Annotated in this window: 9 protein-coding genes; 4 read left to right on the forward strand and 5 right to left on the reverse strand. The window is 66.3% G+C overall.

The genetic code is table 11. The features are described 5' to 3' along the window. Positions 1–48: 48 nt before the first annotated feature. The 3 genes from E3O49_RS08765 to rpoB all read right to left on the reverse strand — a co-directional run bounded on the left by E3O49_RS08765 (position 49) and on the right by rpoB (position 8,289). A complete protein-coding gene (locus tag E3O49_RS08765; protein WP_134402684.1) occupies positions 49–723 on the reverse strand; it encodes a hypothetical protein in 675 nt (224 codons plus the stop codon). 129 nt (positions 724–852) lie between these two features. After that, on the reverse strand, positions 853–4,749 hold the full coding sequence (locus E3O49_RS08770) for a DNA-directed RNA polymerase subunit beta' (protein WP_134368344.1): 3,897 nt from the start codon (positions 4,747–4,749) through the stop codon (positions 853–855). 45 nt (positions 4,750–4,794) lie between these two features. After that, positions 4,795–8,289, reverse strand: a complete 3,495-nt coding sequence (gene rpoB / locus E3O49_RS08775) for a DNA-directed RNA polymerase subunit beta (protein WP_134368343.1) — start codon at positions 8,287–8,289, stop codon at positions 4,795–4,797. Between the two features lie 329 nt (positions 8,290–8,618). Here rpoB and E3O49_RS08780 point away from each other — a divergent pair, with 329 nt between their 5' ends. The 4 genes from E3O49_RS08780 to E3O49_RS08795 all read left to right on the forward strand — a co-directional run bounded on the left by E3O49_RS08780 (position 8,619) and on the right by E3O49_RS08795 (position 12,380). After that, entirely contained in the window at positions 8,619–9,488 is an 870-nt protein-coding gene (locus E3O49_RS08780) for a spermidine synthase (protein ID WP_134368342.1), read from the forward strand. Positions 9,489–9,871: 383 nt separating this feature from the next. After that, the gene (locus E3O49_RS08785; RefSeq protein WP_241975878.1) at positions 9,872–10,456 is read left to right on the forward strand and encodes a hypothetical protein; all 585 of its coding nucleotides are present in this window, start codon (positions 9,872–9,874) and stop codon (positions 10,454–10,456) included. A gap of 458 nt (positions 10,457–10,914) precedes the next feature. After that, positions 10,915–11,886, forward strand: coding sequence for a PQQ-dependent sugar dehydrogenase (locus tag E3O49_RS08790; protein WP_244285276.1), 972 nt, complete (start codon positions 10,915–10,917; stop codon positions 11,884–11,886). Then, positions 11,886–12,380 (forward strand): SprT-like domain-containing protein, encoded by a 495-nt coding sequence (locus E3O49_RS08795; RefSeq protein ID WP_134368341.1) that lies wholly within the window; start codon positions 11,886–11,888, stop codon positions 12,378–12,380. Before E3O49_RS08790 ends, E3O49_RS08795 begins: the two co-directional genes overlap by 1 nt. A 137-nt stretch (positions 12,381–12,517) precedes the next feature. On the opposite strand, the gene E3O49_RS08800 is transcribed toward E3O49_RS08795, so the two are convergent. Together E3O49_RS08800 and E3O49_RS08805 are read right to left on the reverse strand one after the other, a co-directional pair. Continuing rightward, positions 12,518–12,820, reverse strand: coding sequence for a DUF427 domain-containing protein (locus E3O49_RS08800; RefSeq protein ID WP_134368340.1), 303 nt, complete (start codon positions 12,818–12,820; stop codon positions 12,518–12,520). Between the two features lie 77 nt (positions 12,821–12,897). Continuing rightward, a complete protein-coding gene (locus tag E3O49_RS08805; RefSeq protein ID WP_134402685.1) occupies positions 12,898–13,476 on the reverse strand; it encodes a 2-phosphosulfolactate phosphatase in 579 nt (192 codons plus the stop codon). Between the last annotated feature and the right edge of the window lie 7 nt (positions 13,477–13,483).

Genomic DNA, 13,483 nt, shown 5'->3' on the forward strand with positions numbered 1-13,483 from the left:
TTATCTTACTGGGATCGGGGCCGGAAACGCGACGCGGGTTTGACGGCTCTACGCGCCGGCCCAGATGTTGGCGACCATGTCGTGGGTGTAACCGTCGGGACCCGCGTTCACATACCGGGTGGCCAGCCAGATGCCGTCCCGCAGGAAGTGCGACTCCCCCTGGGTGCCGCCCGCATTCACCCCTTCGACGATGCACCGCATCCCGCCGAGTTCCTCGTAGCAGTTCATGCCCGCGGCGACCAGCCGCGCCTGGACGGCCGCGCTCTGCTCGGGCGTCACCCAGACCAGGTTCGTGCTGACACCGGTGCCGGATCCGCCGGCCGCGCTCCCCCAGACGCAGGTGAGCTTGTCCGCCGAACCGTCGATCAGGGCGCCGAGTTCGGGGTCGTCCGTGCCGCGGCGCACGCCGGCGTCGGCGCCTTTCACCCAGGCCGGGTTGAGCACGAGATCGCCGAAGGCCGCCACCATGGCGGGGCTGTACAACGCCTCGCAGGACGACGGATGCGGCCCGGTCGTGATCGGCGCGGGTGGCGCCACCGCCACCGGGGTGGGCGTGGACGTGGGGTGCGGTCGCCCGGCCGAATCCTCTGACCTGGCCTCACCGGACAGGTAGACGATGACTCCGACCAGCGGGACGATCACCAGGATGCCGATCGCGGCCAGAAGCGCGCGCCGCCGTCCGCTGCCTGTGCCGGAACCGTACATCGGACTTTCAGCACCCATGCGAGACCCCCCCCTGACTTTTGCGATCAGCCTAGCCGGAACCGAGGACACGACAACGGGGTCCGGCGGGTTAAAGCCGGATGGCCCCCTGCCGAAGCAGGGGGCCATCCGTGGAACCTGAACTAGTGGCTAGTTGTAGGTGCCGGGGGTGAAGTCATCCGACGAGAAGCTCTCGAAGTCGACGAAGCTCAGGTCACCCTCGTTGAACGCGGCATCATCGGTGAAGATGCGGTTCGGGTAACGCTCAGCCTTAGCTTCATCCGTTGCCTCGACGGTGACGTCGCGGTAACGGGGGAGGCCGGTGCCGGCCGGGATCAGCTTTCCGATGATCACGTTCTCCTTGAGGCCCATCAGCGGGTCGCTCTTGCCTTCCATGGCCGCCTGGGTCAAAACCCGGGTGGTTTCCTGGAAGGAAGCGGCCGACAGCCAGGACTCGGTTGCCAGCGAAGCCTTGGTGATACCCATGACTTCCTGACGAGCCGAGGCCGTCTTCTTGCCCTCGGTGAGCGCGGTGCGGTTGAGGTCGTTGTACTTCAACCGGTCGACGAGCTCGCCCGGGAGCAGGCCGGTGTCGCCGTGTTCGACGACGGTCACCTTGCGGAGCATCTGGCGAACGATGACCTCAATGTGCTTGTCGTGAATCGGCACGCCCTGCGAACGGTAGACATCCTGCACGCCGCCGACGATGTGCTTCTGCACGGCGCGGACACCCTTGACCCGGAGAACTTCCTTCGGGTCGACGGCGCCGATGATGATCTGCGTGCCGAGCTCGACGTGCTGGCCATCCTCCACGAGGAGGGTGGAGCGCTTGAGCACCGGGTAGGCAATCGGCTCATCGCCGTTGTCGGGGGTCAGGATCACCTTGCGGCTGCGGTCCGTGTCTTCGATGGTGATGCGACCGGCGGTGTCGACGATCGGCGACGCACCCTTGGGGGTACGAGCCTCAAACAGTTCCTGCACGCGAGGCAGACCCTGGGTGATGTCGTCGGCGGATGCCGATCCACCGGTGTGGAAGGTACGCATGGTGAGCTGCGTGCCGGGCTCACCGATGGACTGTGCGGCGATGATACCGACGGCCTCACCGATGTCGACGAGCAGCCCGGTGGCGAGTGAACGGCCGTAGCAGACCGCACAGACACCGACGGCCGACTCGCAGGTCAGCACCGAGCGCACCTTGATGTTCTCGACACCGGCCTCGACCAGCTTCTGGATCATCACGTCGCCCACGTCGGCGCCGGCTTCGGCCACAACTTCGCCCTTGGCGTTGACCGCCGGGGTGGCGAGGCTGCGAGCGTAGACCGCGTTCTCCACGTTGGGGTGACGAACGAGCTCACCCATCGGGTTGATCTCGGCGATCGGCAGCTCGAGGCCCTTGGTCGTTCCACAGTCGTCTTCACGGATGATGACATCCTGCGAGACGTCCACGAGACGACGGGTCAGGTACCCCGAGTCAGCGGTACGCAGAGCCGTGTCGGCCAGACCCTTACGAGCACCGTGAGTAGCAATGAAGTACTCGGCGACGGACAGGCCTTCGCGGTAGCTCGAGATGATCGGGCGAGGGATGATCTCACCCTTCGGGTTGTTGACCAGGCCTCGCATACCGGCGATGTTTCGCACCTGCAGCCAGTTACCACGAGCACCCGACGTCACCATGCGGTTGATGGTGTTGTCCTTCGGGAAGTTCGCCTGCATGGCCGTGGCTACGTCTTCGGTCGCCTTCGTCCAGATCTGAATGAGCTCCTGGCGACGCTCGAGGTCAGTCGTGAGACCCTTCTCGAACTGCGACTGAACCTTGGCGGCCTGCTTCTCGTAGCCGGCAACGATCTGCGGCTTGTTCGGCGGGGTCAGGATGTCGCTGAGCGCCACGGTCACACCGGAGCGGGTAGCCCAGTAGAAACCGGCGTCCTTGACGCGGTCCAGCGTCGCGGCAACCTCCACCTTCGGGTACCGCTCGGCGAGGTCGTTGACGATCGCCGAGAGGCTGCCCTTGTCGGCGACCTTTTCGAAGTACGGGTAGTCGACCGGCATGGCCTCGTTGAAGATGGCCCGGCCGAGCGTCGTGGTGACCAGGGTGACACCGACAGCTTGACCGCCCACGAGTTCGACGCCGTCAGGCTGCGTGCCCTCTTCGAAGTACTTGTCGGCCAGGCGAATGCGCACCTTGGCGTTGAGGTCGAGCGACTTCTGGTCGAAAGCAAGGATCGCTTCCGCAACGGAGGAGAACGCGCGGCCCTCGCCGATGACGCCTTCCTTGAGCGTGGTCAGGTGGTGCAGACCGATGATCATGTCCTGGGTGGGCAGGGTCACCGGGCGGCCGTCTGACGGCTTGAGGATGTTGTTCGAGGCGAGCATCAGGATGCGCGCTTCGGCCTGGGCTTCCATCGACAGCGGCAGGTGGACTGCCATCTGGTCACCGTCGAAGTCGGCGTTGAACGCGGCACAGACGAGGGGGTGCAGCTGGATGGCCTTACCCTCCACGAGCTGAGGCTCGAACGCCTGGATACCCAGACGGTGCAGCGTGGGCGCACGGTTGAGCAGCACGGGGCGTTCGCGGATGATCTCCTCGAGCACGTCCCAGACCTGCGGGCGTGAACGTTCGACCATGCGCTTGGCCGCCTTGATGTTCTGAGCGTGGCTCAGGTCGATCAGGCGCTTGATCACGAACGGCTTGAACAGCTCGAGTGCCATCTGCTTGGGCAGACCACACTGGTGCAGCTTGAGCTGCGGGCCGACGACGATGACCGAACGGCCGGAGTAGTCGACGCGCTTGCCGAGCAGGTTCTGACGGAAACGACCCTGCTTGCCCTTGAGCATGTCGCTCAGGGACTTGAGGGCGCGGTTACCGGTACCCGTGACGGGGCGACCACGCCGACCGTTGTCGAACAGTGCGTCAACGGCCTCCTGCAGCATCCGCTTCTCGTTGTTCACGATGATCTCGGGGGCACCGAGGTCAAGCAGACGACGCAGGCGGTTGTTGCGGTTGATCACACGACGGTAGAGGTCGTTGAGGTCGCTCGTCGCGAAGCGGCCACCGTCGAGCTGCACCATCGGGCGCAGTTCGGGCGGGATCACGGGGACGACGTCGAGAACCATCGCGGCCGGCGAGTTGCCGGTGATAATGAACGCGTTGACCACGCGGAGGCGCTTGATCGCACGGATCTTCTTCTGGCCCTTGCCCTCCGCGATCTGCAGGTGCAGGTTTTCGCTTTCGGTGACCAGGTCGAAGGCCAGCAGGCGCTTCTTGATGGCTTCGGCGCCCATGTAGGCCTCGAAGTACATGCCGAAGCGGTCCTGCAGCTCGTGGAAGACCGAGTCCTCAGGCTTGAGGTCGCCGACCTTGAGGGTGCGGAAGTCTTCCCACACGCGCTCAAGGTGAGCGATCTGCTCGTCGAGAGACTTGCGGACCTGGCTCATCTCCTTTTCGGCGGCGTCCTTGGTGCGCTTCTTCTGGTCGCTCTTGGCGCCTTCGGCCTCCAGTGCGGCGAGGTCGGTCTCCAGTCGCTGCAGACGGTCGGCGATCCGGGAATCGCGCTGACCCTCGATGGTCTTGATCTCGAGGCGGAGCTCGTTCTCAAGGCCGGGCATGTCCTGGTGGCGGCCGTCTTCGTCAACCGTGATGACCATGTACGCGGCGAAGTAGATGACCTTTTCGAGGTCCTTCGGAGCCATGTCCAGCAGGTAGCCGAGACGCGAGGGGACACCCTTGAAATACCAGATGTGGGTGACCGGGGCGGCGAGCTCGATGTGGCCCATGCGCTCACGGCGCACCGACGACTTCGTGACCTCTACGCCACAACGCTCACAAACGATGCCTTTGAAGCGCACTCGCTTGTACTTTCCGCACGAGCATTCCCAGTCCCGTGACGGGCCGAAGATCTGCTCGCCGAACAGGCCGTCTTTTTCCGGCTTGAGCGTGCGGTAGTTGATGGTTTCGGGCTTCTTGACCTCACCGTGAGACCAGCGACGGATGTCGTCGGCGGTCGCAAGGCCAATGCGAAGCTCGTCAAATGTGGTTACGTCGAGCAATTTCTCTCCTTGGAAAGTATTCGAAGTGTTCGTCATCGGCCGGGCCTAGATGTCGTCGATCGAGGACGACTCAAACCGGGTGGAAATGTTGATGCCGAGTTCTTCCGCAGCGCGGAACACCTCGTCATCCGTGTCGCGCAGGCTGACGGCGGTTCCGTCGGAAGACAGCACCTCCACGTTCAGGCACAGCGACTGCATTTCCTTGATCAGAACCTTGAAGCTCTCCGGGATGCCGGGCTCCTGGATGTTCTCGCCCTTGACGATGGCCTCGTAGACCTTCACGCGGCCGAGGATATCGTCAGACTTGATCGTCAGGAGTTCCTGCAGTGCGTAAGCGGCTCCATATGCTTCGAGCGCCCACACCTCCATCTCACCGAAACGCTGTCCACCGAACTGCGCCTTACCACCCAGCGGCTGCTGCGTGATCATGGAGTAGGGGCCGGTGGAACGGGCGTGGATCTTGTCATCGACAAGGTGGTGGAGCTTCAGGATGTACATGTAGCCCACGGAGACCGGGTTCGGGAACGGCTCGCCGGAGCGGCCGTCGAAGAGCTGGGTCTTGCCGGTGGAGTCGATCAGGCGGTCGCCGTCACGGGTCTTGGTCGTGGAGTTCAGCAGACCCTCGATCTCGACCTCGAGCGCGCCGTCGAACACCGGGGTCGCGACCTTGGTGTTCGGGGCTGCACTGTGAGCGGCCTCGGGCAGACGGCCGGCCCACTTGGGCTTGCCTTCCACCTGCCAGCCCTGCTTGGCGATCCAGCCCAGGTGGGTTTCCAGGACCTGGCCGAAGTTCATTCGACCGGGGATGCCCAGCGGGTTGAGGATGATGTCGACCGGGGTTCCGTCGGCGAGGAACGGCATGTCCTCGATCGGCAGGATGCGGGAAATAACACCCTTGTTGCCGTGACGGCCGGCGAGCTTGTCACCCTCGGTGATCTTGCGCTTCTGCGCGATGAAGACGGCAACGCGCTGGTTGACGCCCGAGCCGAGCTCGTCGTCGCCATCCTGCGAGTCGAACACCTTGACACCGATGATGGTGCCGCGCTCACCGTGGGGAACCTTCAGCGAGGTGTCGCGAACTTCGCGGCTCTTCTCGTTGAAGATGGCGCGCAGCAGGCGCTCCTCGGCGGACAGCTCGGTCTCGCCCTTGGGCGTGACCTTGCCGACGAGGATGTCGCCGGGGCGAACCTCGGCACCGATCCGGATGATGCCGCGCTCGTCGAGGTCGGCGAGCAGGTCGGGCGACACGTTGGGCAGGTCGCGAGTGATCTCTTCCTTGCCCAGCTTGGTGTCGCGAGCGTCAACCTCGTATTCCTCGATGTGAATCGAGGAGAGTGTGTCGTCCTTGACCAGGTTCTGGCTCAGGATGATCGCGTCCTCGAAGTTGTAACCCTCCCACGGCATGAACGCGACGAGCAGGTTCTTGCCGAGCGCGAGCTCGCCGTTCTCGGTGGCGGGGCCGTCGGCGATGACTTCGCCGACTTCGATCCGCTCGCCGGCGGTGACGATCACGCGGTGGTTGTAGCTCGTGCCCTGGTTCGAGCGGGCGAACTTGCGCAGGTAGTACTCCTGCGTTCCACCCTCGTCGAGCTGGATGGTGACGACGTCGGCCGAAACCTCCATCACCACGCCGGCCTTGTCGGCGGTGAGCACGTCACCGGCGTCGATGGCCGCGAAGACCTCCATGCCGGTACCGACGAGCGGGCTCTCGCTCATCAGGAGCGGGACGGCCTGACGCTGCATGTTGGCACCCATGAGGGCGCGGTTCGCATCGTCGTGCTCGAGGAACGGGATGAGCGAGGTGGCGACGGACACCATCTGGCGAGGCGAAACATCCATGTAGCCGATGTCTTCCGCGGGGAAGAGGTCAACCTCTCCACCCTTCTTGCGGGCGAGAACACGGGCATCAGCGAAGCGCCAGTCCTTGGTGAGCGGCGCGTTCGCCTGGGCGACGATGAACTCGTCTTCTTCGCTGGCCGTCAGGTAGTCGATCTGGTCGTTGAGGACCACTCCATCGACGACGCGGCGGTACGGGGTCTCAATGAAACCGAAGGCGTTGATCCGCGCGAACGAGGCGAGCGAACCGATCAGGCCGATGTTCGGGCCTTCCGGGGTCTCAATGGGGCACATCCGGCCGTAGTGCGAGGGGTGAACGTCTCGCACCTCGACGCCGGCGCGGTCACGGGACAGACCACCCGGGCCCAGCGCGGACAGGCGACGCTTGTGCGTCAGTCCGGCGAGCGGGTTGTTCTGGTCCATGAACTGCGACAGCTGCGAGGTACCGAAGAACTCCTTGATCGCGGCGACGACGGGGCGCACGTTGATCAGGGTCTGCGGGGTGATCGCTTCGATGTCCTGCGTGGTCATGCGCTCGCGAACGACGCGCTCCATGCGGGACAGGCCGGTGCGGACCTGGTTCTGGATGAGCTCGCCGACGGCACGGATGCGACGGTTACCGAAGTGGTCGATGTCGTCGATGTCGATGCGGATGTCGGTGGGCTTGCCGTCGCGGATCCCGGCGATCGTGGTCTGGTTGTCGTGCAGCGCAACCAGGTACTTGATCGTGGCCAGGATATCCTTGAGCGTCAGCACGGAGTCGCCGAGCGGCGCTTCGAGGCCGAGCTTGCGGTTGATCTTGTAACGACCGACCTTGGCCAGGTCGTAGCGCTTGGAGTTGAAGAAGAAGTTGTCGAGGAGCGCGCGGGCGGCCTCGGCGGCAACCTGTTCGCCCGGACGCAGCTTGCGGTAGATGTCCTTGAGGGCTTCTTCCTTGGTCAGGATGTTGTCCTTCTCAAGGGTGAGCTCGATGGACGCGAAGCCCTTGAACTCTTCGAGGATCTCTTCGCTCGTGAGGCCGAGGGCCTTGAGGAAGACAGTCACCGACTGCTTGCGCTTGCGGTCGATGCGAACGCCGACCTGGTCGCGCTTGTCGATCTCGAATTCGAGCCAGGCGCCGCGGCTCGGGATGACGCGAGCGGAGTAGATGTCCTTGTCGGACGTCTTCTCCTGCTGGCGGTCGAAGTACACGCCGGGCGAGCGGACGAGCTGCGAGACGACGACTCGCTCGGTGCCGTTGATCACGAAGGTGCCCTTGGGGGTCATCAGCGGGAAGTCACCCATGAACACGGTCTGGGTCTTGATCTCACCGGTGAGGTGGTTCATGAACTCAGCGTTCACATAGAGGGGTGCGGAGTAGGTCTTACCCTTTTCCTTGCACTCGTCAATGGTGTACTTCTCCGGCTCGAGCTCCGGGTTGGTGAACGACAGCTGCATCGTTTCGCCGAGGTCCTCGATCGGGGAGATCTCTTCGAAGATCTCGTCGAGGCCGGTGCGGGTCGGCAGGTCCTGACGACCGGCCGCCTGGCCTTCAGCAATGCGCTGTTTCCATTTGTCGTTGCCAACGAGCCAATCGAAGCTCTCGGTCTGCAAAGCGAGCAGGTCCGGAACAGTCAGATTGTCGGTGATCTTCGCGAACGAAAGACGCCCAGCGGCGCGTCCGTTCTTGGGTGAATTGGTGGTTGCGTTGCGCGCAGCAGCCAAGGAAATAACCTCCGTAGACCCCGTCAGGTCTAGTCACTGTTAGAAATGAATACCGAGTACCAGTAATGAATACTGAGTACGAACTCCTCAGACCCTCTGTGTTCAAAAGTTCTGGAACGAGGTATGCGTCAAGGTGGCTTGAGCACGCAAAGCCGACCGCAATATGAAGGCATTAATTTGTCTGGGAGCGCAAAGGTCAAGTGTATGCGGCTTATACCCCTGTTGTCCACCGAATTCTTGACCGTCTGCAAATTCTCAGGTATAAGTCGGGTCCCACCGCGGGGCGACCTCCGTGCCCGCCGCGGCCGGGGAGGGCGCAAACTGGAGGGATGAGCAGGCCTGCAGCAGAGCATCCGTCGATCACCCTGAAACTGAGCGGTCACCACGCCGTGATCGAACCCGACCGGTTCACCCCGGGCAGCTTCAACCTGATCGTGGACGGCACCCCGCAGTCGAACGTGAACCTGGACAACCCCGGCGACCTGTTCTTCGAGTACGTGCAGCGGATCGGCCACGTGATCGACCTGATCGGCGACGTGGGCGAGCCGATCACGGCCGTGCACCTCGGCGCCGGCGCGCTGACGCTGCCGCGATATGTGGAGGCCACCCGCCCCGGTTCGCGGCAGCAGGTGGTGGAGCTGGAGAGCGACCTGATCGACTTCGTGCGGGCGGAGCTGCCCTGGGACAAGCGCGCGAACCTGCGGGTGCGCCACGGCGACGCGCGCGAGGTGCTGGCCAAGCTGCCGGCCGGGCTGCACGGCGCGGTCGACCTGGTCGTCGTCGACATCTTCTCCGGGGCGCGCACCCCGGCCCACGTCACCAGCCGGGAGTTCTACAAGCTGGCCGCTCCCCTGCTCAGCCCGCGCGGGGTGCTCGTCGTGAACGCCGCCGACGGGCCCGGACTGCCGTTCGCGCGCTCGCAGGCCGCGACGCTGTCGGCCGTGTTCGCCCACGTGCTCGCCCTCGCCGAGACGCAGGTGCTCAAGGGGCGCCGGTTCGGCAACATCGTCTTCGTGGCCGCCCACACGCCGATCGACACGACCTGGGTGCAGCGGCTGCTCGCCGGCGGGCCGCACCCGTCGAAGGTGGTCGAGGGCGCCGAGCTCGCGCAGTTCATGGCCACCGCCATGGTGACGACGGATGCGACGGCGACCCCGTCCCCGCTGCCCGGCCGCACGGTCTTCCAGGTCGGCAACTGAGCCGCCGCCTCGTCGCGCGTGATGGGCGTGATGGGCGTCATGGGCGTGATGGGCGTGATGGGCGTCATGGTGGCTAATTCAGGAGATCTCGCGGAGGCGGGCTTCGGGCATCCGTCTTTGCGCGGCCCTGCAACTTGTCCAACGGGTATTTCCTGAGTTAGCCACAGCTGGCGGGTGGATATCCCCTCAACGGGTGCCTGACCTAGCTCGGCAGGGGGCTCCCGGCGGCTTGGGGCTAACTCAGGAGATCCTGCGGGAGCCGACTCCGGGCATCCGTTTCTATGCGGCGCGGCGGGCTGCCGGGCCGGTATCTCCTGAGTTGGCCACAACTGGCGGGCGGATATCCCCTGAACGGGGACCGGCCTCGCCCGGCCGGGGTTAGTGTGGACGGGACCACGTTCCTCCCGCGGCAGCTGCCGCCTTCGCCTCAGGACCACACCCTGCCCATCATCACTGGCTACGACGCCGTCACCCTGCGTGAAAAAGTCGACCTCCATGCCGCCGAACTGCGCCTCGACGAGCTCGGGGCCCTGCGCAGCCAGTCCGCCCTCAACGAGAAGGTCACGCTGCTGCGGCTGATCGGCCGGCTCGACGAGGCCTGGGACATCGCCAGCACGGCCCTGCGCCAGGCCCGGTTCACCGGGTCGCGGGAAGAACTCGCGAACTGCCGCATCCGTCGTGCGCAGGTGCAGCAGTTCATGGGCAAGCTCGACGAGGCGGCCGCCGAGCTGACCCACTGCGTTCTCGAATCCGAGACGCACGAGTGGACCGCCGTGGCCGCGTCCGCCCGGGAGAACCGGGGCAAGGTCTACTTCGAACAGGGCGAACTCGAGGCGGCTATGGCCGACTTCACGGCGGCGGTGTTCCTGCAGGAGAAGGCGGGCGCCACCCCCGCACTGCTGGAGAGCGCCCTGATCGCGGTTGCCGTGGTCGAGTCGTACATCGCCGAGGGCACCGCGCGCAGCTGACTCCGGCGCCCCGCACCCGCACCCGGCACCCCGGCACCCCGAACGTAACTCCTGCAATTTGTGCGCGCCAGTTGTGCCGAAGCCGGAATCACGCGGCCCACGCCGGCACCCCGAACGGTTTTGCAGGAGTTATGCACGGGAACGGTGCCCGACCCGCAGCCGAAATCCGGGGCATGCCGGAACGTGCAGAGGACAGCACAGGACACCCGGCGCGAAACGAGGTAGGACATGAACGGGCGGATGCGTCCCGGCGGCCGAGGGCGGATGGTCGCCATCGCCGTGGGCCTGGCGCTGGTGCTCGGCGCGGTGCCGCTGCTCAGCGCCTGCACGTCAGGCGCTCCGGCGCCAGCGAGACCCCGGCCCGACCTGATCCGTCGCAAACGGGGTCGCCTGCCGGCGGCAGCGGCGGCACCAGCGGCACCAGCGTGCCGCCGGTTCGCCCGGTCGGGGACCCCGTCGTGATCGCGTCCGGGCTCGAGGCGCCGTGGTCGATCCTGCGCCTGCCCGACGGGAGCACCCTGATCAGCGAGCGTGACACGGCGCTCGTTCGTGAGCTCCTGCCCGACGGCACCCTGCGGGACGCCGGACGGGTCGCCGATGTGCGACCGCAGGGCGAAGGCGGCCTGCTCGGCCTCGCCGCCCTGGCCGACTCGGCCGCACCGGGCGGGACCGGCTGGGTCTACGCCTACGCCACGACCGCCGACGACAACCAGATCGTGCGGATGCCGCTCCTCGGCGCCGCGGGCAGCCACACCCTCGGCGACCCGGAACCGGTGCTCCGCGGCATCCCGAAGGCCGGCAACCACAACGGCGGCCGGCTCGGATTCGGACCGGACGGCCTGCTCTACGCCACCGCCGGGGACGCCGGGAACACCGCCAACGCGCAGAACCTGAGCTCGGTCGGCGGCAAGATCCTGCGCATGACGCCGACCGGTGGCGTACCGGCCGGCAACCCGTTCGGCACCCTCGTCTACTCCTACGGTCACCGCAATCCGCAGGGCATCGCCTGGGACAGCACCGGGGCCCTCTGGGCCAGCGAGTTCGGCCAGAACACCTGGGACGAACTGAACCGCATCGTTCCCGGCGGCAACTACGGCTGGCCCACCGTCGAGGGGAGGGGCACCGGCCAGGCCAATGATTCCGGCTTCATCGACCCGGTCGAGCAGTGGCCCACCAGCGAGGCCAGCCCCAGCGGCCTGGCCGTCGTCAACGACACCCTCTTCATGGCGGCTCTCCGCGGCGAGCGCCTCTGGCGCATCGTTCCCTCCACAGGCGAGGTCGACGACTGGTTCGCAGGCAGCTTCGGGCGACTGCGTGATGTGGTGTCCGGCCCCAATGGCACACTGTGGTTCGTGAGTAATAACACGGATGGCCGCGGCACACCCTCCCCCGGCGACGACAGGCTCTACCAGGTGAGGGTGGCGCCCTGATGGCCGACCTCGACCGAGTGCGACACTGGGCCGACGCCCTCATCGCCCTGCACCTCGACCCCACCTGGTCGTTCGCGTTCGACAACGCGAAGAAGCGGGCCGGCCTCTGCAACTTCACCGCCCGGCGCATCACCGTGTCCCGGTACCTGGCCGCGCGTTACGAGGATGACGAGGTGCACCAGATCCTGCTGCACGAGGTGGCACACGCCCTCGCGGGGCCCCGCGCCGGCCACGGCCCGAAGTGGAAACTGACCGCGTTCAACCTCGGCTACGACGGCAAGCGCACGCACGACGGGGAGATCGCCGACGAGCTCGCGCCCTGGGTCGGCACCTGCCCGGCCGGGCACGTGCACTACCGCTACCGCCAGCCGACCCGCGCCTTCGCCTGTGGGCTGTGCGGGCGCGGGTTCGACCGGGCGTTCCTGATCAACTGGACCCGGCGCGAGATCACCGCGGTGGCCCGGAGACGCGCCGCGGCCGCCACCGGCAGCTGAGGTGGCCAACACCGGCAGTGCGTTGGAACCCGGGGCGGCACCGAAGGCCGCAGCCCGAGAGCCTCGAGCCGCGCGCCACCCGCCGAGCAACCGCCCGGCGCATCACGGGCGACTCTGAGACCGCTACTCAGCGACCGCTACTCGGAGACCCGGACTTCCTTCCAGAAGGCGATGTAGTTGCTGTAGTCCTGGCCGACCCGGGCGAAGGAGGCCGCCGGCGGGGCCGGGTAGCTGAACGCGCGGTCCTGAAGCAGGGTCTCGCCGTCCAGGACACTGAAGTACTGGCACTCGCCCTTCCAGGAGCAGGTGTACCGGGTCGGGCTCTTCACGAGCAGGTCCGCATTCACGCTCGTCGGCGGGAAGTACCAGGTGCCCTCGATCTTGAGCAGGTCGGACTGGGGTGCTTCGGCGACTACGACGCCGTTGAGTACTGCCTGCATGGGAGCTGCTCCTTCGATTCGAGGCGACCGTTCCGGACGGGATTCCGGACGGGATTCCGGTCGTGCTGGAGCAAACCTCAGACGGGGAAGGCGAATTCCCGCACCCGGGAGATTCCCGGCCGGCCGGCTCCGGCATCCGTCGTCGACAGGTCTGGCGCGAGCGCGGCCTGCACCTCGGCCTGGCGCCCGTCTGCGGCGAGCGCCAGGCCGGTTTCGGAGGCGGTGACGAGGTGGCGCACGGCCCGCTGGAGGCCGGAGAACGCGGCGGACGCGGCGGCCGCCTCGGGTGAGCAGTGGTCGATGCCGAGCGCGGACAGGGCGTCGATCACGGCCCCGGCGACCAGGAAGTCCTCCACCGCGAACCGGCCGCCGCCATCGGCGCGGCGCCCGCCCACGGCGATCACGGCGACGGCGAACCGGTCGCCCTTCTCGGTCTGGCGGGCGAGCACCCACTCGGCGACCCGGGAACTGGTGTCGAGGTTCGCCGTGATGACCTGGTGCGCGGCCAGCGACACCGTGGGGCCGGCCTCACCCGGTGCGGGCGGCAGGGCGTCGGCCAGCACGACCACATCCGCCGCACCGGCGAGGGCCTCGAATCCGGCCAGGCCGACGTCGAACCGAACCTGGTACTTCTGCTGGGGCTGGGCGTTGATCACGCCACAA

Source organism: Cryobacterium shii, from assembly GCF_004402595.1.
In the GTDB taxonomy this organism is placed as follows: Bacteria; Actinomycetota; Actinomycetes; order Actinomycetales; family Microbacteriaceae; genus Cryobacterium; species Cryobacterium shii.

Bases quoted from the DNA above. Each gene is read 5' to 3' on its own strand.
- E3O49_RS08800 (WP_134368340.1), bottom strand. From the start codon at position 12,820: ATGCAGGCAGTACTCAACGGCGTCGTAGTCGCCGAAGCACCCCAGTCC.
- E3O49_RS08765 (WP_134402684.1), bottom strand. From the start codon at position 723: ATGGGTGCTGAAAGTCCGATGTACGGTTCCGGCACAGGCAGCGGACGG.
- E3O49_RS08780 (WP_134368342.1), top strand. From the start codon at position 8,619: ATGAGCAGGCCTGCAGCAGAGCATCCGTCGATCACCCTGAAACTGAGC.
- E3O49_RS08795 (WP_134368341.1), top strand. From the start codon at position 11,886: ATGGCCGACCTCGACCGAGTGCGACACTGGGCCGACGCCCTCATCGCC.